Below are 19490 nucleotides of genomic sequence, written 5' to 3' on the forward strand. Positions count from 1 at the left end.
ATCTTTCAGTTGTTTTATATGTAAAGAGCTAAATAAGCTTTTAAAGATCATACCTACCAGTAAATGCTGTAAAGTGCAGTTAGAAGTCCTATAATGATAATTGCACCCACAGCAAAACTGCGTGAGGTTTTAAACATATTGACGTCAATCTCAAGTCCTTTAGACTCTGCTGCACTAACTTTTTGTACTTTACTGATGATGTACATGCCAATGATACAGAAAAGAAATACAAATCCCATTCTATCAATAAAAGGTATTTCGTAAACACCTTCCCCGTTTTTAACAGCAAATCCTGTTGAAGCTAACCATGAAAGGTCTGCAAAATTTGGTAATACTTTTAAGATTAGCGACATGATAAAACCACCAATAGTTGCGAATAGGGCAGCAGTTGAAGTGGTTTTCTTCCAGAAGAAACCTAGAATGAACATGGCAAATATTCCTGGAGATACAAAACCAGTATACTCTTGTATGTATTGGAAGCCACCTTTTTTATCGATACCTAAATGCGGTGCAATGATTACTGCAAGCAACATGGCAACTACAATAGTGATCTTACCAGTTGTAATCAAATTTTTTTCTGTCGCTTTGGTGTTAAATACTTTTTTGTAAACATCTAAAGTAAATATGGTAGCGATACTATTTGCTTTTCCAGCTAAAGATGCTACCACAGCAGCGGTTAATGCAGCGAAAGAAAGTCCTTTTAATCCGGCAGGTAGTAAATTTAATAGGACTGGGTAAGCACGATCAGGATTTACTGAACCTCCATGTACCATTTCACTTTGAAAATGACCTTCTTTATAAAGGACATAAGCCGCGATACCTGGCAATACTACAATAACGGGCATCAATAATTTTAAGAATGCTGCGAATAATAAACCGCCTCTAGCCGTATTCAAATCGGCTCCTAATGCTCTTTGAGTAATGTATTGATTACATCCCCAGTAATTTAAGTTTACAATCCACATACCGCCAATCAGCACCGAAAGCCCAGGTAAATCCATGTAATTCTCATTTTCTGGTTTTAGAATCATTTGGAAATGCTCTGAAGCTTTAGTGGTCATTAAACTATAGCCTTCAAATATTCCTTTAGTACCATAATGTTCAGAAACCAGATTAAGCGCTAAATAGGTCGTGGCTAATCCTCCAAGTATTAAAAAGAACACTTGTATTACATCGGTATAGCCTATTACTTTCATTCCACCAAGGGTGATGATGATTGCAAAAATTGCAATGGCATACATACAGGCCTCGATACTGAAACCAGAAATGCTACTCACCGCCAATGCACCGAGATAAAGGATAGAAGTAAGGTTTACAACCACATAAAGTAGCAACCAAAATACCGCCATGATCATCGCTACAGTGCCATTGTACCGCTGATGTAGAAATTGAGGCATGGTGGCAATTTTGTTCTTCAGATAAACTGGAATAAAGAAAACTGCTACGATAATAAGGGTAAGTGCTGCCATCCATTCGTAGGTAGCAATGGCCAATCCCATTTTAAAGCCAGATCCGCTCATGCCTATAAACTGCTCGGCAGATATGTTTGAAGCAATTAATGATGCTCCAATAGCCCACCATGTTAAAGAGCCTTCGGCAAGGAAGTAATCTTTTGAATCTGATGTAGCTGATTTTTTCTTCTTATAAATATAGAGACCGTATGCGGCAACAATAATAAAATATACCGCAAATACGATATAGTCCTTTGCTTCTAATAAATTGGTTTTCATCGAATATTTTTTTAGTTCATTGGTTCAATTTGATAATTGGTATTTATTTCAATCTTCATTGATCTTATCGGGCTAGAGGTTGATCACTTCGGAGCCATTACCGGTTTGCACTACGTATGCACTAAGCGATAATCCGAACTGCTCATTATATAACTTGCTCACTTTCTCAATCAGTTCCTCAATAGCTTCATCTTTTACAATGTTGATGGTACAACCGCCAAATCCGCCGCCCATCATTCTGGCACCTAAAACTTCATCTACCTCTTTAACCTGATCTACCAGAAAATCTAACTCTTTGCAACTCACTTCGTAGGCTTTGCTTAAACCTTCATGTGTTTCTAGCATTAATCTGCCTAGTTCTTTTAAATCGCCATCTTTTAATGCTGCGGCCGCTTTTTTTACACGTTCTATCTCGGCTACTATAAAGCTACATTTGGTATACACTTCATTATTTTGAGGCTGCACATGCGTCAATAGCATATCTTCGCTTACATCCCTTAAAAATTCTACTGAAGGATGATGTGCTTTGACCCATGCTACGCCTTGCTCACATTGTGCTCTTCTATCATTGTAGGCAGAGTCGCTCAACGAATGCTTTACATTAGTGTTGAGTAACACCAGTTTGTATCCATCCAATTTTAATGGGATATATTCGTGCTTTAAAGATCTGCAATCTAACATCATCGCATAATCTGCTTTGCCAAATACAGAGGCAAATTGATCCATAATGCCGCAGTTTACACCTGCAAATTCATGTTCTGCTTTTTGAGCAATTAGGGCTAAATCCATTTTGGCAACCGAAAGCTCGTTAAGTTGCGCCAACGCATAGGCTGTAGCACATTCAATAGCCGCAGAAGAGGATAAGCCAGCGCCCAAAGGTACATCGCCGTAGATATAAAGGTTGAAACCAGAAAGGGTTAAATCTCGTTTCAAAAAGCCATCAACAACACCTAGGATATAATTTGCCCAAGCTGTTTCGGATTTTTTAACGCTACTGAAATGACCAGTATATTTTTCTTGATAGCTTTCTGAGAAAAGATGTATTTCGCTGTCATCTCTTTTAGAAATAGCTACATAAACTGCCTTGTTAATTGCAGCGGGCATTACTAATCCACCATTGTAATCGGTATGTTCGCCAATGATATTGATACGCCCCGGTGATTTAATTAAGATGGGTTCGGTATCGAAAATTTCTTTGAAAGCCTGTTTAAGCTGTAACGGTTCCATGTTGCTGTGCTTTACTTTTATAGTGTTCGGTTGATAGTTCTTTTAATCGGTCTGCCGCATATTCTGGTGTGATATCACGTTGTGCATTGGCCAACATTTCGTAACCTACCATGAATTTTTTTACAGTTGCAGAGCGAAGCAATGGCGGATAAAAATGCATATGCCAGTGCCATTCCGGATGTTCGCCATCATTTACTGGTGCTTGGTGCATTCCGGCAGAATATGGGAACGATGTTTCAAATAAGTTATCGTATTTGGTTGTAAGAACTTTGATGGCTTCGGCCAAGAGTTGTTTTTCCTTTTCGTTGAATGCAGCAATGTTTTTAACATGTTTTTTGCTGATGATCATTGTTTCGTAAGGCCAAACTGCCCAAAATGGTACAAGTACAGCAAATGCCTCATTCTCAAATATGATACGTTCGTTTTTCTCTAATTCAAGGTTTAGGTAATCGCTTAAAAGACTGCTTTTGTTGATTGCATAATGCTTTCTTTGGCGCTCAGTTTCTTTAATAATCTCAACAGGCAATTCACTCTGTGCCCAAATTTGCCCGTGTGGGTGCGGGTTACTACAGCCCATAATCTCCCCCTTGTTTTCGAAAATTTGGATGTATTTTATCCACGGGTTTTCCGCCAAGCTTTTGTATTCAGCTTGCCAAAGGTCTACCACTTTGGTGATATCAGCTATGCTAAGTTCTGGTAATGTAAGGTGGTGCTGCGGACTAAAACTGATTACTTTGCAGATACCGCGTTCGCTTTGGGCTACCAATAAATTATCTTCATTGTAACTGTTTTTTGGAGTTTCTTCCAATAACGCAGAAAAGTCGTTTTTGAAGATAAAGCTTTCTTTATAATCTGGATTTGTTTCGCCATCTGCTCTGCTATTGGTAGGGCATAGGTAGCATTTAGGGTCGTAAGAAGGTCGGTTATCCTGTGGTAGGTCTTCTACTTTGCCTTGCCAAGGGCGTTTAGTCCTATGCGGTGAAACTAATACCCACTCTCCTGTGAGTATATTCAATCTTCTGTGCGGATTTAGCTCTAAAGCGTTCGATTCGTCCATGTTTAATTATATCTGGTAATAATAATATAGGGCTAAGCTACATATAAATTATTAATTGTCATGTAGACAATTAATAATTTAATTAAGAATGTTACTTTTGAGAAGTTTTAACGCCTAACTTTTATCATAATCCAGGAAAAAAAATGATTGAATATTCTAGTCAGCCGCATTATTTGGTAGCTGTAGATTGTATTGTGTTTGGGTTTGATGGCGAAACGTTAAAGTTATTGCTCGTAAAGCGGAGCTTGGAGCCGGAAATTAATAAATGGAGTTTAATTGGTGGATTTGTTGGCGCTGAAGAAAGTACTGATGATGCAGCAATTAAGGTTCTGAAAAAAAATACTGGACTAGATGGAATTTATCTAGAACAATTTAAGGTTTATGGTAAACCCGATAGAGATCCGATAGAAAGAACACTTTCTGTTGCTTATTTTGCATTGATTGACATTAAGAAGTATAGCCAACAGCTTAACGCTGATTACCATGCCGAGTGGTTTCCTATCAATGAAAGGCCAGAGTTGATTTTTGATCATAACACGATGGTAGCTGATGCAAGAAAAAGATTGCGTTATAAAGCTGCCCTACATCCAATTTTGTTTGAATTGCTACCTAAGAAATTCACCCTTCCGCAATTGCAAACGCTCTTTGAGGCAGTTAATGATATGAAGATAGATACCGGTAATTTTAATCGAAAAATGAACTCAACTGGTTTGTTGGTTAAGCTGGATGAGAAGGATAAGTCTAGTTCAAAAAAAGGTGCTTATTATTTCAAACTTAACCACAAGAAGTATCGATCAGACTTTCATTTGGTGTTTAATCTACTTCCTAATCTAAGTTTAGATTTATAGTTTTTTCTTTTGATTTGATAATTCAATTATCAGTTTTTTAAATCGCCACAAATTTTTCTATAGAGTGTTTAATGCGTCTACGAGTTCTTTTTTTAACCTACTTCTGGCTTTAATTCTTTTTTTTCTGTAATTGTTTCTACTAAAGGAATACAGCTTCAAATCAATCAAAATAGGTTTGATTGGCCATAGCGAAGGAGGTGAGGGAATCGCAATTGCGGCGGCTAAGTCTAGCGATGTGAAATTCATCGTCAGCCTTGCTGGTTTGGCTACCAATGGTTTTGCTTCGCTAATTAAGCAGAACGAAGACTTGGTGAATAACTCTGCGATGAAACCAACAGATAAAAAACGTTCTAACAGTATCAATAAGTTGATGTTTGAAACTGCATTTAAGTATGCGGATTCTGCAAATGTGAGGGAGAAATTGGAAGAAACTTTTTAAACATGGAAAAAGTAGACGATTCGTTGTTTAAACTTTCTGGTGTGCAATGAGATCATTTCCGGATGTTGCCCAATTTTTTGCTGTACACGTCGTCAATTGAAATGGGCTAAAATTAATGCTGTTAGTCGTGAGAGCTGCAATGATCAAGCTTGGAACATATTTATTGGCTTAACTGATGATGAGATTTTTCATGTAATAAGATGGATTTACCTTCATCTGTCTTTTAAATATTTTCGAGAAATGATGGCGGTCGTAAAAACCGCAGGTGTATGCTATTTCATCGATGGTTTTACTGCTATGGTGCATTAGGTTGCAGGCCACTTCAATTTTTGTTTTGGCGATATACTGCTGTACGGAAAACCCTGTACAAGTTTTGAATAATCTCGAAAATGAATTTACAGCCATGTTTGCTGTATTCGCCAAATCAGCATTGGATATGCCTTGATTAAAGTTTCTTTCGATAGTTTTCATCGCAATGAATATTCTTGGATCTACCGTGTCAACCTTCCAGATGTTTTCTCTAATATTTAGCAGGCAGCTATTAATGAGTTGTTTTATTCTGAGGCATTCTAGCAGGTTGAAATGAGTATCATCGATACAAGATATTTGAATATCCTCGATCAACGCTTGTAAGGTTGAATTGCAAGAAATAGTGTAAATACCTGTTTGCACAAAATCAAGCGGAAAGCCTAATGAGAAATGGATGAATAGATGGTCTACACGATGGTAATCAGTTAGCGTGTGGATGTCATCTCTTCTCTCGAATTTCCTACCTACTATACTTTCTTGTTGATGGTTTCTACCAAAATTTCCGATGGTCGTGGAAAATGCAGTATGAGGCGGGATAATCACTATAGTCTGTTTATTTAACGATGTATATCGCCCATTAAAATGAATTTTTGCATCGCCAATATTGTTGTGGTAAATTCTCCAAAAAGGAACGGAAAGGTCTGAACATTGCCACTCTTGAAGTATCCAATAGCGACAACAAAGCAATTTGATATTGATGTTACTGAACTCCTGCTTAATCTCTGAAGGATCATTTTTCAAGCTATCACTTACTTTGTTCATATATGTTTGTTTTGTACATGTAATTGCTTGATGCGTAATCACTCATTTTTAGAATAATTAGGATTTTAGTACTAATCAATTATAAACCTAAAAATCAGCTGATTTGATTTTCTCCAACTGTTTTTTAGTCATCGTACTAGGCTTTATCTATATGGCTTGAAATAAAGCCTAAGGTTATTTTTCTAGCACCTCAACATATTTTCGCCATCATAACAATTTGGCGTAATGGAATTGCTGTGTTTAATCAAATCTATAAAGTAGAGGTTTGTTTTGTACATGTTTTTATAGCTGATGATGATATTTTTTTAACCTTAAAATTCTTTTCCAGCATCAACTTTATCGAATAAATTTCAACTCCATTTTAACCTATCCCTAACCATTTAATTAAATTTTGTATGAAAAAACTATTGACTTTTTTATGTATCCTCGGCTGCTTCTGGCTAGAAGTCAGCGCTCAAACCGTAACCCAAACTTGGGATTTTGACAACCCCGTAATGGGTGGTAAAGCTGATGGATGGAGTATTGTGGCGTATGGCAGCCCAAATACGCTGAATGGTGTACTGAGACTTACCGCTACAAGAAACGCGGGATTCTGTAATATCAATTTGGTTGCCACTGGCGGTGTAAGCATTGTGGATCCTGCGGTTTCCAAAAGGTTTGTAATTAGAGTTAAAAATGGCACTAAAGATCGTATCGCCAATTTTATATGGACAACACCCAGTGGAGATAAAAAGATGGAAATTTTGATGTCTACAGAAGACACTGATTTTAAAGAATACGTATTGGATTTAACTCATGATTTACGTTGGGAAGGTAATATCTCTAGACTGCTCATTCAGTTGCCCATCCCAATTAACGTACATTCCGATCAACTTCCGATAGAAATTGATTACATCCGTTTTACCGAAGCACTAACTACTGCCCAATTGCCATCGTTGGTACCTAAAAATCCAGCGCCCTTTGGAACTAACTTAAGTGGTGGCGAATTTTCTTTTAGCGGTACTGCATCAGATTGGCGTTATCCACGTACACAGGAATTAGATTACTTGGCTAGTAAAGGTTTTAAATTGATCCGTCTTCCATTTTTGTGGGAACGTGTACAGCCTACTTTGAACGGACCGCTAAGTGAGGAGTCTTTATCGCACTTAAAAAACATTGTTTGGGCCGCCCGAACCAGAGGGATGTGGGTGCTTCTAGATCTTCATAACTATAACAGGAGAAGGACTAAAAATCCAGATAACACCATTAAAGATGATATAATCGGTTCGGCCGAAGCTCCAATTTCAACTATCCAAGATTTTTGGAAAAAGATGGCCGCAGAGTTCAAGGATTTCGATAATATTTATGCGCATGGTATCATGAATGAGCCTTATAGCATTCCGAGAGATATGCCTTGGGTAAATACAGCACAAGCTATTATTGATGCGATAAGAACTGAAGATACCCAAAACACCATTATGGTAGGTGGCGACAGCTACAGTTCTGCAAGTTCATGGCCTACAGTAAGTGATAACTTGCGTAAGCTTAAGGATCCTTCAAATAATTTAATGTTCGAAGCACACAGTTATTTTGATAAAAACTCTGCTGGAGAATATTCTACGTATGTATTGGATGGGGCAACAGCTCAAACAGGCGTAAATAGAGTAACTCCATTTGTAGAATGGCTTAAAAAATATAATCTGCGTGGTTTTATGGGCGAGTACGGCATTCCTAACAATCCGAATGCGGATTCGGATAAAGCAGATGCTGCCGATAATAGTTTATGGAATACATTACTAGATAACACACTCCAATATTTGTCCAGCAATGGTGTAAACGGAACTTATTGGTCATACGGTACTTCTTGGGGTACTTATAAATTAAATGTTTATCCAAATTCTAATGGCACTGAACGTCCCCAAATGCAAGTGTTAGCCAATTATCTTTTTGCAGCTTCACCTTCAAGTTTGTCGGGTATTAACAGTCCGTTGGTGGTGAGCTACAAAATTGGAAAACCTGTAGTTTATAAGCCTACAGCCACCAATAATCCAACAGGTTTTATCGTTACACAGTTGCCTGTGGCATTAAGTTATAACAGTAGCACGCAGGAGATTACAGGTACAATGCCTAGCGGAACTCACACTATTAAAATTAGAGCAACTAATGCCAGCGGTCAGGGAGAAGAAAGGGATGTGGTACTGAGAGGGGTGGAACTCAAAATACCAGGAACGTTACAGGCAGAGGAATACGACGGCGGGGGCGAAGGAATCGCTTATCACGACAAAAGTATTGGTAATTCGGGTAATTTTCTTCACCGAGATGAAGACGTGGATTTTAGAAGATCTGGAACTTCTCCAAACTTCATTTATTCGGTAACGCATACCATGCCAGGAGAATGGTTAAAATACACTACTAACGTACAGCAAGAAGCAGCGTATAGAGTTAAATTTCGATATGTAACTACCACTGCCGGAACTAAGGTTAATTTTAAGGTTGGTAATGCTTTGGTTGCCGAGAATGTGGAGCTCCCAGTAACAACAGATTTAAATGCTTGGGCAGATAAATTCTTTGAGATTCCAAGTTTAACCGTTGGGGAACATCAATTTACTTTAGAGGTAGTAAGCGGAACTTTTGACATAGATAGAATGGAATTTGCGGTGGCGCAACCAGCCATTACACCAACTAATTTAGCTGCTACGGCTTCTGGAAGTGCCAAGGTTACCGTAAGCTGGAATGCTTCATCTAACGCTACCTCATACAAATTGGAGCGCTCCGAATCTTCTTCGGGAACATTTACAACAGTTGCAGAAAATCTTACCGTAACTACGTTCTTAGATGAAACAGTAGCACCCGCTACTACCTATTACTATCGCATTAAGGGAGTTAATGTTTTAGGAGATGGTGTGGCTTCTGCGAATGTAACGGCTACCACGGCAGCATATACCATTCCTGCAAAAGTAGCAGGAGTAGCGGTGTTAGCTAAAAACGGTTCGGTAGAATTAAGTTGGACAGAACAGATTGATGTAACTGGCTATTTGATTAAACGAGCTACTACGGCAGGAGGTCCTTACACTACGCTTACTACTGTTGCGAACAGTCCGTACACAGATGCAGCCATAGTAAACAATACCACATATTATTACGTAGTTGCTGCCGAAAACACATTGGGAGTGGGAGAAAATAGTGAGGAGAAAATTGCTACACCAAGTAATGTAGAATATGCGTATTGGTCTTTTGATCAGATCAACGAGACTACTGGAGTGATAGATTCTTGGGGCAATTACGACGGAACTTTCGATCCAAATGCTTCGTTTGGTTCTAATGCAAATACTTCGCACATTACTTTCCTAGAGCCAGCAAATTCGTATTTGAACAACTCAGTTCGTTTTAGGGGGAAAGCAGCATCTTATATTAAAGTACCTAACGGTTTAATGTCTGATTTGAATGATTTCACCGTTAGCGTTTGGTACAGGCATATTGCAAATGTAGGTGGAGCTAGGATCTTTGATTTTGGCGTTGGAGACAATTATGGAACTAATGAGCCCAATGCGAATAGAAAAATGATGTATTTAACTACCAGAGCTGGAACTAATAACCGTATTACTTATGGGATTCAAAACGGAGGAACACTACAATCTGTAGAAAGTAATGTAACTTTAGCTACTGGGGCAACGTGGCATAACATTGTGCTTACCCAATCGGGCAATATGGTAACGCTTTACCTAAACGGACAACAAGTCGGACAAAGAACAGATATTACTATTAAGCCATCAGACTTAGGACTTACCACGGCTAATTATTTAGGGAAATCGCGTTTTGCTACTCCTGCTGTACTAGATGGTGTATTGGACGAGTTCAAAATCTTTAACAGAGCTTTAACACATGCTGAAATTGTTTTGATGGGTTCTACGGTGATGCCGGTTGCATTCTTAAATTTTGATGCAGAAAAGCAGAAAAATGGTAGTGTAGAATTGGACTGGAGTACACGTTCTGAAAGTAATAATGCTCACTTCGAGGTTTTGCGCTCTAAAGATGGTAAATTCTTTGATAATATTGCTCATGTGAAGGGAGCCGGAAATTCTGCTGAGCTGAAAAAATATCGTCATACAGACCATACGCCACAATTGGGGATTAATTATTACAAATTAAAGCAAGTGGATTTGAATGGAGCAGAGAGTTATCATCCGAAGGTGTTAGCAATTACTCCAAGTTTAGATGGCAATGGCGATTTGAAAATTTATGCCAATGCTGGGAAACTAAGCCTACGAGTAAACACCACGCAATTGGCTAGTTTTGATCTTTATCTTTCGGATCTATCTGGAAGGATAGTTGCCAAGTTTGCAAATAATGTTGTGCCTGGTAACAATACCTTCGAGTTTGCTTTAGGTCGACAGCTACAAGGAGCTTATGTAGCGACTTATGTAACTAAAGGCGAGAAGAAAAGTGTGAAACTGATTATCAACTAAAAATGTTTTGTTGATTGTTTGAAGGCTCCGAGGTAAACTCGGAGCTTTTTTTTAGCTTTTTGATATTGTAATTTAGGAAAGATTTGAATTATAGCTGTTAATCAGTGGTGTAAAATCTTACGATACGAAATTCGATATTAGAAATGTTTAACAGTTAAAGATGCTTTTAGTTGCCATTTATTGTCATAAGAGAGATAATTCGTTCTTGCCATCATTTCGAGTTTAGCCGAGAATTGAAAATCAGCGAAGCTAAATCCTTGAATAAATAACAACATCTTGTCGAAATATTTCACTTCGTAGAGCTTCGGTTCTCAACTCGCTTCGCTACTGTCGAAATGACTAATGATGATATGAATTTGAAGCTGCAAGTATCAAGTAACAAAAAAAGAGGAACTCGTTGAGTAACCTCTTTTGGCATTATGTACTAAATCTAGAAACTACTTGGATAAAATAAGCTGAATATCACAGCAAATTTTCAGCATAGGTGCTTACTTTTTTAAAATTTGATAGGAGTGGGCCGTTGGCTTGTTGATTTCATAAATCTCCTTAGCTAAAACATCTGCCTTTTTCTCCCATTCTTCTTGTTTGGGCTTATCTTTCAAATAGCTTTCAAATTGAGGTTGTAAGCTTTTATATTTTTTCTCGTTGGTGGTTTGTAATGAAGTAAGTACACTGTCAATTACTTTTTGTGAAGTAGCTAAATCGGCACTCCACGAATGTTTTGGGAAATAGCTGTACACTACAAACTTTAAATCTCTCAATTTGCGTTGTACGTTTCTGTAAGCGATGGTTTTTTCTGCTACCTTTTGTGCTTGTAGGTATTGAGGAGTGGTTTTTATGGTAGCCAAGTTAATACCTTTTTGTAAGTCTTCACTGCTAAAGTTGTCAATCAGTATGCCATCAATATTTAGCGCATAATTTCCAGCTGCCAAAGGCGATACCTTTAAGAGTTGCACATTCAATTCCTCGTTGAAATTAACCCAATTTAGAGCAGGCTCTGCTGCGGTAGGTATTGGAAAGGGCAGGCTGTTTTCTATTGCTGTAAAAGAAATACTCTCATTTTTCCATACAATATCGCTTACTTTGGCATTTGCAGCACTCTTCAATTTTCCTTTTTGCAGTTCTATAGCAGAGACGTAGTTTGGTGCTGCCGTAGATTTTAGAAACTGATATGCCATCACAAAATGGCCAGGAGAATTGGGATGAACGCGATCATTACCAACAATGGTTTTCTTTGGGTCAACACTTTGTATCTTTTTATTGATATCGCTCATGATGGTAAAATAATCAATCACTTGCAGCTTGTGTTTTTTGGCAAGCTCATCAATAATTTCGGTACATTTTTGCAACGCATCATTTACTCCCGGTTGGTTAGGTGTAGGTAAATCGCCCGTTTGATCGTAAATACTTGGCTTTTGTAAGACTACTTTTGCACCAGTCAGCATCAACCGCTGAATTACTTTCTCATAATTCTTCTTATAGTCATTTAATGCCCATTGCTTTTGTTTCTGCACTTCTGGATCCGATTGCCTATCTACATTATAAAGCAATCTGTTCACATCGTTCATGCCCGCCATCACCACATACCAATCTGACTTTTTCTGTAGAATATCGATATCCATTCTTTTTAAGAACGAGTAAGTATTATCGCCACGAATACCAAGATTGTTGAAAGTAATTTTCTCGTTTGGAAATCGCGTAGCGTAGTACAACGCAATAAAATGATGAAAATCGCCGGCGTGGGTAATGCTGTTGCCTACAAAGCTTACCGTTTGTCCGTTCTTAAAAAAAGGTATCGGTGCTTTTTGCGCCAAAGCAACACTTCCTATTAAAGATATGGCTAGAGCGACAACGAAGTTTTTCATTATTTTCATCAAATAAGCCTATTTAACTTTTTTAGAAACTACATCAGCGTGGGTGAATTTGCTCAAAGAAGGCATTTGAGGCCTATCTACGCCAGCTCTAGGTTCTACCGATAAGATGTATTTGCCCCAACGCGGACCAGCAGCCCAATAAGTACCATTAACGCCATTTTCTTTTAAATAGGTTAGTGTTTTCTCTAAGATAGGTAACCATCTATCATCATTATCTGGAATACCATACTCGCCTACAAAACCTCTTTTATTATTCTCCTTCAACCAAGATACAAAAGGTTTAACTCTATCTACACCTACATTGATATGTGCTTTTTCTTCCTCATAACTTCGCTTGTAACTGCCAGATGCATCTTCATCAAAGTAAACGTGTGCTTCGAAAATTAAGTTGTTACTGGGGTCTTTCAGGTCTTTTAAGTGACCGCTCAATTCTTGCCAACGAGAGGCAGAACTCCAGAAATCACCGCCTACCAAAATTGGAGTTTTTGTATCTATCTTTCTTACGCTGTTGATGATGACTTGCGCAATATCAAACCAAGCCATTTTAGATGGCATATTGTAAGGTTCGTTCATTAAACCATAAGCCCAAATATTTTTGTAAGATTTGAATTCGGTAGCAATTTTTTGCCAAGCATCAGCCACTTGTGCTGCAGTAATTACGCCATTATTAATGATGTGCGTAGAGTCTCCAACATGTCTTCTGGCATAGTTGTGCATGTCTAAAATCACCAATAAATTGCGTTTCGCTGCTTCATCAACAAAGGTCTTCATCGATTTTAACTCTTTTGCATCTAAAGCACCATTTAATTCTGGCTGTAAACGTTCCCATTTAAAAGGCAAACGAAAAAGGGTTAAACCTTTCGATTTGAAATAATCTAACTCTGCAGTTGTTGGATAACCGTAGTGGTCTGTACCAATTTTGCCGAATTCTGCACCGGCCAAATTTACCCCGAAAGGTGCGCCAGCTTTTTGCGCCTTAACCGATATACTTAATATACAAATGAGAATGATGATAGACGAAAGAAACTTACGCATGATTGATTATATTTTGGTTAATTACAAATATATCCTAACCCTCAAAAGTGGCTCAATATTCTTTTATCCAAAGCTAATATAATATTAACGGATGCTAGCTTATTTTTTGCTTTAGCGTCTCAAAAACCTATTTTGCATGATCGTAGCGAGAAAATGAAGCTAATTAAGTATCAGTGTTTCGTTAGAAAATTACAACCAAATAAAATCATAAAACATGAAAAAGATTTCCGTTCTACCTGTAGTGCTTTTGTTGTTCTCCATTTGTATATCGGAGAACTCATTCGGCCAGATGCCTACCTTGAGTAACAAAAATAAATCTGATTGGTGGCATCCCATTGGAATTAAACCTTATCAAGCAACTAAAGCTAAACATGTTGGGTTCATCAGTGTAAAAGGGAAGTCCTTTGTAGATGAAAATGGGAAGGAAATTGTGTTTAAAGGGCTTTCCATTTCTGACCCCGATAAGTTGAAAAAGGATGGCAAATGGAGTAAAAAGCATTTCGAAGTGATTAAAAGTTGGGGCGCAAATATTGTTCGTATTCCGGTACATCCAATTTCTGTGCAGCAGCGAGGAATTGAAGACTACCTGAAACTTTTAGATGAAGCGGTGAGTTGGAGCGAGGACTTAGGTCTATACCTCATTATAGATTGGCATTCTATCGGGAATTTAAGGACTGAACTTTTAGCAAGTGATGCCTATAATACTACCAAAAAGGAAACTTTCAGTTTTTGGCAGACCATTGCTGCACATTATAAAGATGTGCCGACGGTAGCTTTTTATGAACTTTTTAATGAACCAACAATTTACGATGGTAAGTATGGTACCTGTACTTGGGGCGAGTGGAAATTGATGATGGAAGAACTGATTGATGTGGTTTATGCTTATAACAAAAAAGCAATTCCGTTGGTGGCGGGTTTTAATTGGGCCTACGATTTAACACCAGTGAAAGATCATCCCATTGCGAGGGAAGGTATTGGTTATGTAGTGCATCCGTATCCGGGTAAAAGAAAAATACCGAGAGAACCAAAATGGGATGTAGACTTTGGTTTTGTTGCGGATAAATATCCTTTAATAGCTACAGAACTGGGTTTTATGAATGAAGGTGAAGATGAAAATCTGTTAGATGATAAAGTTTACGGACCATCTATTGTGAACTACTTTCATCAAAAGAAAATTTCTTGGGTGGTTTGGGTTTTCGACCCAGTTTGGGTGCCGCAAATGATTAAGAATTGGGATTATGAACCTACAGCGCAAGGGGCATTTTTTAAAGATGTTTTTCAAGGGAAGTTTAAGTATAAGTAACGTGAGTTCGGGTTAAGCATTATCGTAAACTTCTTTCAATTAACATTTGAACCTATTTTTTAGCTCGCCGCCGCTGGGCTCTTACTTTTTCTCAGAATTTCTCTATGTTTTTAGTTGCCTTCAAGCTTGCTCCGCAGGTTGACCGCAAAAAGTAACAAAAACTCTCGGTTGCCTATTTTTCTTTCAAAGAAACTGCTTTGGCTTATCTCTGCGTACCGAAAAATAGGAGACCGAAAATTAGCTGAACGGAGATTTGAGGTGGCTATCGCCAGCAAAAAGCTCAACTTTCTTATCCCGAACTCACGTTAAGTAGAAAAAAAAACGTCATTGCTAAGATAGAATCAATGACGTTTTAGAATTTCTAGATATGGTTCGAACCTAATTAATCGTAATCTCTTTAATAAGCTTAATATCCTGCGAAGAAGCACCAACTCTAATTTCGAACTGGCCAGGTTCTACTGTCCAATTCATGTTTTTATCTAGTATCGCTAAATCATCTGGATTGAGCTTGAAACTTACTTTTTTGGTTTCACCTGCATTTAGGCTTACTCTTTCAAATCCTCTCAATATGCTGTCGTAAGTAGTTACCGAGCTTACCAAATCTTTAACGTAGAGTTGTACTATTTCATCACCTTTTACTTTGCCTGTGTTGGTAATTTCTACGCTAACTTCAATTTCTCCCTGACTGTTTTGATTTTGAGGTGTTACCGTTAGGTCTTTATATTGGAAAGAAGTATAGCTTAATCCGTAACCAAAAGGATAAAGTGCACCTACTACCGCAGTATTGCCGTAGCCGTTAGGTCCATCGCCAGGTTGCCCGTTGTGCGAACCTTTTTTGAATGGGAAATTCAGTTCCAATTGTCCCATCGATTTTGGATAGGTAACCGTCAGTTTTCCTCCCGGATTATAATCTCCAAATAAGGTTTCTGCAATTGCTTTTCCGCCTTGCGCACCTGGAAAGCCCGCTAGTAATATTGCTGGAAGGTATCTGTTTTCCCAATTGATGGTTAACGGACGGCCACTAACTAGTGCCATTACTACTGGTTTGCCAGTCGCATGTAGGGCTTGAAGTAACTTTAACTGTCTGCCGGGTAAATTCAGTCCGGTACGCGATAGACTTTCGCCAACACGTTTTTCATCCTCACCAACAACCGCAATAACAATATCGTTAAGCTTTGCCTGCGCAACCGCAACATCAATTTCTTTTTGCTCAGCTTCTGTTAACGGGCTTTCAATGATCTCACTTTCAGGCCAGTTTTTATCTACAATATCGGTTCCTTTAGCATAGCTGATATTAGCTTGCTGCCCCACATGACTTTTGATCGCATCTAAAATGGAAGTCAGTTTGTTGTTAGACGGCCCATAGCGACTTTGTTGATAATTGGTTGCTGTGGCCAATGGTCCGGTAACCAAAATATTTTTAAAGTTTTTGATTTGAATAGGTAGTGTTTGTTTATCGTTCTTCAACAATACCAAAGCTTCTCTGTTCAGTTGTAATGCCAATTCTTCATCTGTTGCGGTATGCACAGTCGCATCTACTTCCTTCGCATTTTTATAAGGGTTGTCAAATAGCCCAAGCATAAACTTTACCCTCAAAACATCGCCAACACGTTCATCTAAGGTTTTTATCGATACGCTACCTTCTTTTACCAGTTCTCTTAAAGGCAGGATGTAATCTTCTGGCGGCGTAAACTGCGTACGTACATTTAAACCAGCCTCTATAGCTAATCTAACAGCTTCCTTTGGTGAGGATGCTACTTTGTGTTTAGTGTATAGAAATTCTACAGCTTCGCTATCAGATACTACATAACCTTTAAAACCATATTGTTTGCGCAATAATTCCGTAAGAAAATAAGGACTTCCAGTAACAGGCAGGCCATCCCAATCGTTATAGCTACTCATCACGCCTAAAATATTTGTTTCCTGAATTACTCTCTTGAATGGGTATAAATGAATCTCGTGTAATTCTCTTGGGCTAATATGTGGATCGGTACGGGCATGCCCATCTCTACCACCTTTTGGTACGCTGTAAGCTGCAAAGTGTTTCAATGTTGCTGCAATGCCATTGTCTTGAATACCTAAAGTCATTTGTTTGCCTAACTCGGCTACTAAAAATGGATCTTCTCCGTAAGTCTCCACTACACGTCCCCATCTTGGGTCGCGGGCTAAATCTAAAATTGGAGCATAAATGTTGGTGTAGCCTAAAGCTTTGCCTTCACGGCCGACCATTAAACCTGCTTTTCTTACTAAATCTTTATTCCAAGTGCTACCGATATTGATTGGAGCCGGTAGGGGCGTAGCTCTATCGTGATTTAAGCCGTGTATACCTTCGTTAGAAAAGTCTACAGGTATGCCTAATCTGGTTTCTTCAATAAACCATTTTTGAACTTGGTTAAGTGCTAAAGTGTGTTTACTGTATGGAAATGAATGTTGAGTTTCTGCTTTTGGGTGGAATGGTAGGCTATTGAGATGTTCGTCTATGTTGGCAATACCGTCTTTCCAAATTGCTTTTTTCCACGATGCAGTAGGAAGTTCATCTTTTAAAACCCTACCAAAACCGTATAATGTAGCAGTTTGGTTGGTTTTTTCTTCCAAAGTCATTAATGAAAGCAAATTTTCTACTCGCTTGTCAATCGGCTGTGCCGAATCTTCATAAATATCTTTTTTACCGTTTTTGTTAAGATCAATCCACCCTTTGTTGTAGATGTTTTTATTTTGAGCTTGCACATTAATGCTTAGCAATATTGAAGTAGTTAAGGCAAAAGAACCTAACACTCGAAACTTAATAGGGAAAGTCATCAGCAATTATTTTAAAGTCGTAACATCACAATGTGAGATTTTTTGTAATTCGCATTGGGTTTAAATTTAAGAAAAGCGTGGTTACTTTCTCATTATTTTTTTCATTAAAATAGCTGTTTATTTCTATTGTTATCGTAAACGTAATAATAAATATTGTCTTCTGATTAAAAAAAATTACCATGATGAGGTTTATACTTATCATAACCTTCCTAAAAATTAGGTAATAAAAAACCACTCCTTCTTATGAAAACGGAGTGGTTTTTTAGATGAATTTTATGCTTGTGGATTGGTAAATAAAGAAAAGCTACTCTCGTGTAGATGCTTTATAAAATCCAGCTTCAGCCAATTGAACCGGTCGCTCGGCTTTTAAAATATTTAACCTCAGCTTTGATGTTTTTACCAATTTGGTCTTCAACAATCTCTTGTAGCCAATGGTGGTAAATTCTACCAGTATTTTCCAGCTTTTTCCATCCCAATATTCGATGTTACCTTGTGCGCAGTTTTGGCCATTGGCGATGTTTTCTTGTAAAGAAATTCTGTCAAAACTGGTTGCTTTCTTCAGATTTAGGTAATGCGTTTTGCCTTGCGAGATGGTGTTGAAGCTACTCAGATTCTGGTCGGTTAAGGTATTTGGGATATGTCCTTTCGCTAGATTGTTCTTGAAGGTTTCATCCAATATCGAACGGAATTCGTACAAATTTTTAATGTCTGTATCCGCAAATTCTCCTTTTTTGTTAGGGGGGATGTTTAATAATAACAAACTGTTTCTGCCTACAGAAGTATAATAAAGGTCTACCAAATTTTGAGGAGTACGTACTTTACTATCTTCTTCTTCATGATAAAACCATCCCGGTCTAATAGATACATCAGTTTCTGCAGTTAGCCAAACCTTTCCTTTAGGATCGCCAATATTTAAGTATTTTGCATCCATTTTTCCTGGAGCATTTTCTGGTTTTACATTAATAGTGCTCCACATGGTTTCACCAGCAATACCTTTTTCGTTACCCACCCAACGTACATCTGGACCAACATCAGAAAACATTACTGCCTGAGGTTGCAGCTTACGGACCAAACTCCAATAGCTATCAAAATCGTAGTTCATGTCTTTTGCATTCTCGCCTTTGGCACCATCAAACCAAACTTCGGCAACTTCTCCATAATTGGTTAATAGTTCTGTCAATTGGTTTTTATAATAAGTATTGTAATCGGCTGTGCCATAAGACGGATGATTTCTATCCCAAGGAGAAAGGTAAAAACCAAACTTGATGCCTTGTGCTTTGCAGGCTTCGGCTATTTCTTTCACCATATCGCCTTTGCCATCTTTCCAAGGACTGTTTTTAACCGAATGTTCGGTGTAAGCTGTTGGCCATAAACAGAAACCATCGTGGTGTTTCGCAGTGATAATCGCCATTTCGAAGCCTGTTTCCTTCAATACTTTCACCATTTTATTGGCATCGAAATTTGTAGGGTTAAATATAGATGGGCTTTCAGTACCATCACCCCATTCTTTGCCAGTATAGGTGTTCACCGTAAAGTGGATGAAAGCTGTGGTTTCCAATTTTTGCCATGCTAGCTGTTGCTTGGTAGGTACGGGCACTTTCTGCGCAAAACTGCTGGCAGATAATAATAGAAGTAACGCTATCGAACTAAATTTCATCATAG

At 38.2% G+C, this 19490-nt stretch carries 12 protein-coding genes; 4 read left to right on the forward strand and 8 right to left on the reverse strand.

Features of this window, described 5'->3' with window-relative positions:
* Positions 1–53: 53 nt before the first annotated feature.
* From CRO54_RS02325 to CRO54_RS02335, 3 genes are all read right to left on the reverse strand, one after another.
* The gene (locus tag CRO54_RS02325) at positions 54–1730 is read right to left on the reverse strand and encodes a sodium:solute symporter family transporter (protein WP_097128249.1); all 1677 of its coding nucleotides are present in this window, start codon (positions 1728–1730) and stop codon (positions 54–56) included.
* Positions 1731–1802: 72 nt separating this feature from the next.
* Entirely contained in the window at positions 1803–2957 is a 1155-nt protein-coding gene (locus tag CRO54_RS02330; RefSeq protein WP_097128252.1) for a galactokinase, read from the reverse strand.
* On the reverse strand, positions 2938–4014 hold the full coding sequence (locus tag CRO54_RS02335) for a UDP-glucose--hexose-1-phosphate uridylyltransferase (protein ID WP_097128254.1): 1077 nt from the start codon (positions 4012–4014) through the stop codon (positions 2938–2940). Before CRO54_RS02335 ends, CRO54_RS02330 begins: the two co-directional genes overlap by 20 nt.
* A gap of 143 nt (positions 4015–4157) precedes the next feature.
* Here CRO54_RS02335 and CRO54_RS02340 point away from each other — a divergent pair, with 143 nt between their 5' ends.
* Together CRO54_RS02340 and CRO54_RS02345 are read left to right on the forward strand one after the other, a co-directional pair.
* Positions 4158–4862, forward strand: coding sequence for an NUDIX hydrolase (locus CRO54_RS02340; RefSeq protein ID WP_097128256.1), 705 nt, complete (start codon positions 4158–4160; stop codon positions 4860–4862).
* Positions 4863–4992: 130 nt separating this feature from the next.
* A complete protein-coding gene (locus tag CRO54_RS02345) occupies positions 4993–5301 on the forward strand; it encodes an acyl-CoA thioester hydrolase/BAAT C-terminal domain-containing protein (RefSeq protein ID WP_097128258.1) in 309 nt (102 codons plus the stop codon).
* Positions 5302–5469: 168 nt separating this feature from the next.
* Here CRO54_RS02345 and CRO54_RS02350 read toward each other — a convergent pair whose 3' ends face one another.
* Entirely contained in the window at positions 5470–6372 is a 903-nt protein-coding gene (locus CRO54_RS02350; protein ID WP_097128260.1) for a helix-turn-helix domain-containing protein, read from the reverse strand.
* Between the two features lie 395 nt (positions 6373–6767).
* Between CRO54_RS02350 and CRO54_RS02355 the strand changes: the two genes are divergently transcribed.
* Positions 6768–10817 (forward strand): cellulase family glycosylhydrolase, encoded by a 4050-nt coding sequence (locus CRO54_RS02355; protein ID WP_097128262.1) that lies wholly within the window; start codon positions 6768–6770, stop codon positions 10815–10817.
* A gap of 488 nt (positions 10818–11305) precedes the next feature.
* On the opposite strand, the gene CRO54_RS02360 is transcribed toward CRO54_RS02355, so the two are convergent.
* Together CRO54_RS02360 and CRO54_RS02365 are read right to left on the reverse strand one after the other, a co-directional pair.
* Positions 11306–12691: an SGNH/GDSL hydrolase family protein gene (locus CRO54_RS02360; protein ID WP_097128265.1), complete on the reverse strand. Its 1386-nt coding sequence runs from the start codon at positions 12689–12691 to the stop codon at positions 11306–11308.
* A 9-nt stretch (positions 12692–12700) separates the two neighbouring features.
* The gene (locus tag CRO54_RS02365; protein WP_097128267.1) at positions 12701–13726 is read right to left on the reverse strand and encodes a glycoside hydrolase family 5 protein; all 1026 of its coding nucleotides are present in this window, start codon (positions 13724–13726) and stop codon (positions 12701–12703) included.
* Positions 13727–13940: 214 nt separating this feature from the next.
* Here CRO54_RS02365 and CRO54_RS02370 point away from each other — a divergent pair, with 214 nt between their 5' ends.
* A complete protein-coding gene (locus CRO54_RS02370) occupies positions 13941–15029 on the forward strand; it encodes a glycoside hydrolase family 5 protein (protein ID WP_097128270.1) in 1089 nt (362 codons plus the stop codon).
* A gap of 378 nt (positions 15030–15407) precedes the next feature.
* Here CRO54_RS02370 and CRO54_RS02375 read toward each other — a convergent pair whose 3' ends face one another.
* Positions 15408–17828, reverse strand: coding sequence for a glycoside hydrolase family 3 N-terminal domain-containing protein (locus CRO54_RS02375; RefSeq protein ID WP_097128272.1), 2421 nt, complete (start codon positions 17826–17828; stop codon positions 15408–15410).
* Between the two features lie 304 nt (positions 17829–18132).
* Positions 18133–19485 carry an alpha-L-fucosidase gene (locus CRO54_RS02380; protein WP_097129869.1) on the reverse strand — a complete coding sequence of 451 codons (1353 nt, stop codon included), beginning with the start codon at positions 19483–19485 and terminating at the stop codon, positions 18133–18135.
* Between the last annotated feature and the right edge of the window lie 5 nt (positions 19486–19490).

The organism is Pedobacter xixiisoli (genome assembly GCF_900215335.1).
Taxonomy (GTDB): domain Bacteria; phylum Bacteroidota; class Bacteroidia; order Sphingobacteriales; family Sphingobacteriaceae; genus Pedobacter; species Pedobacter xixiisoli.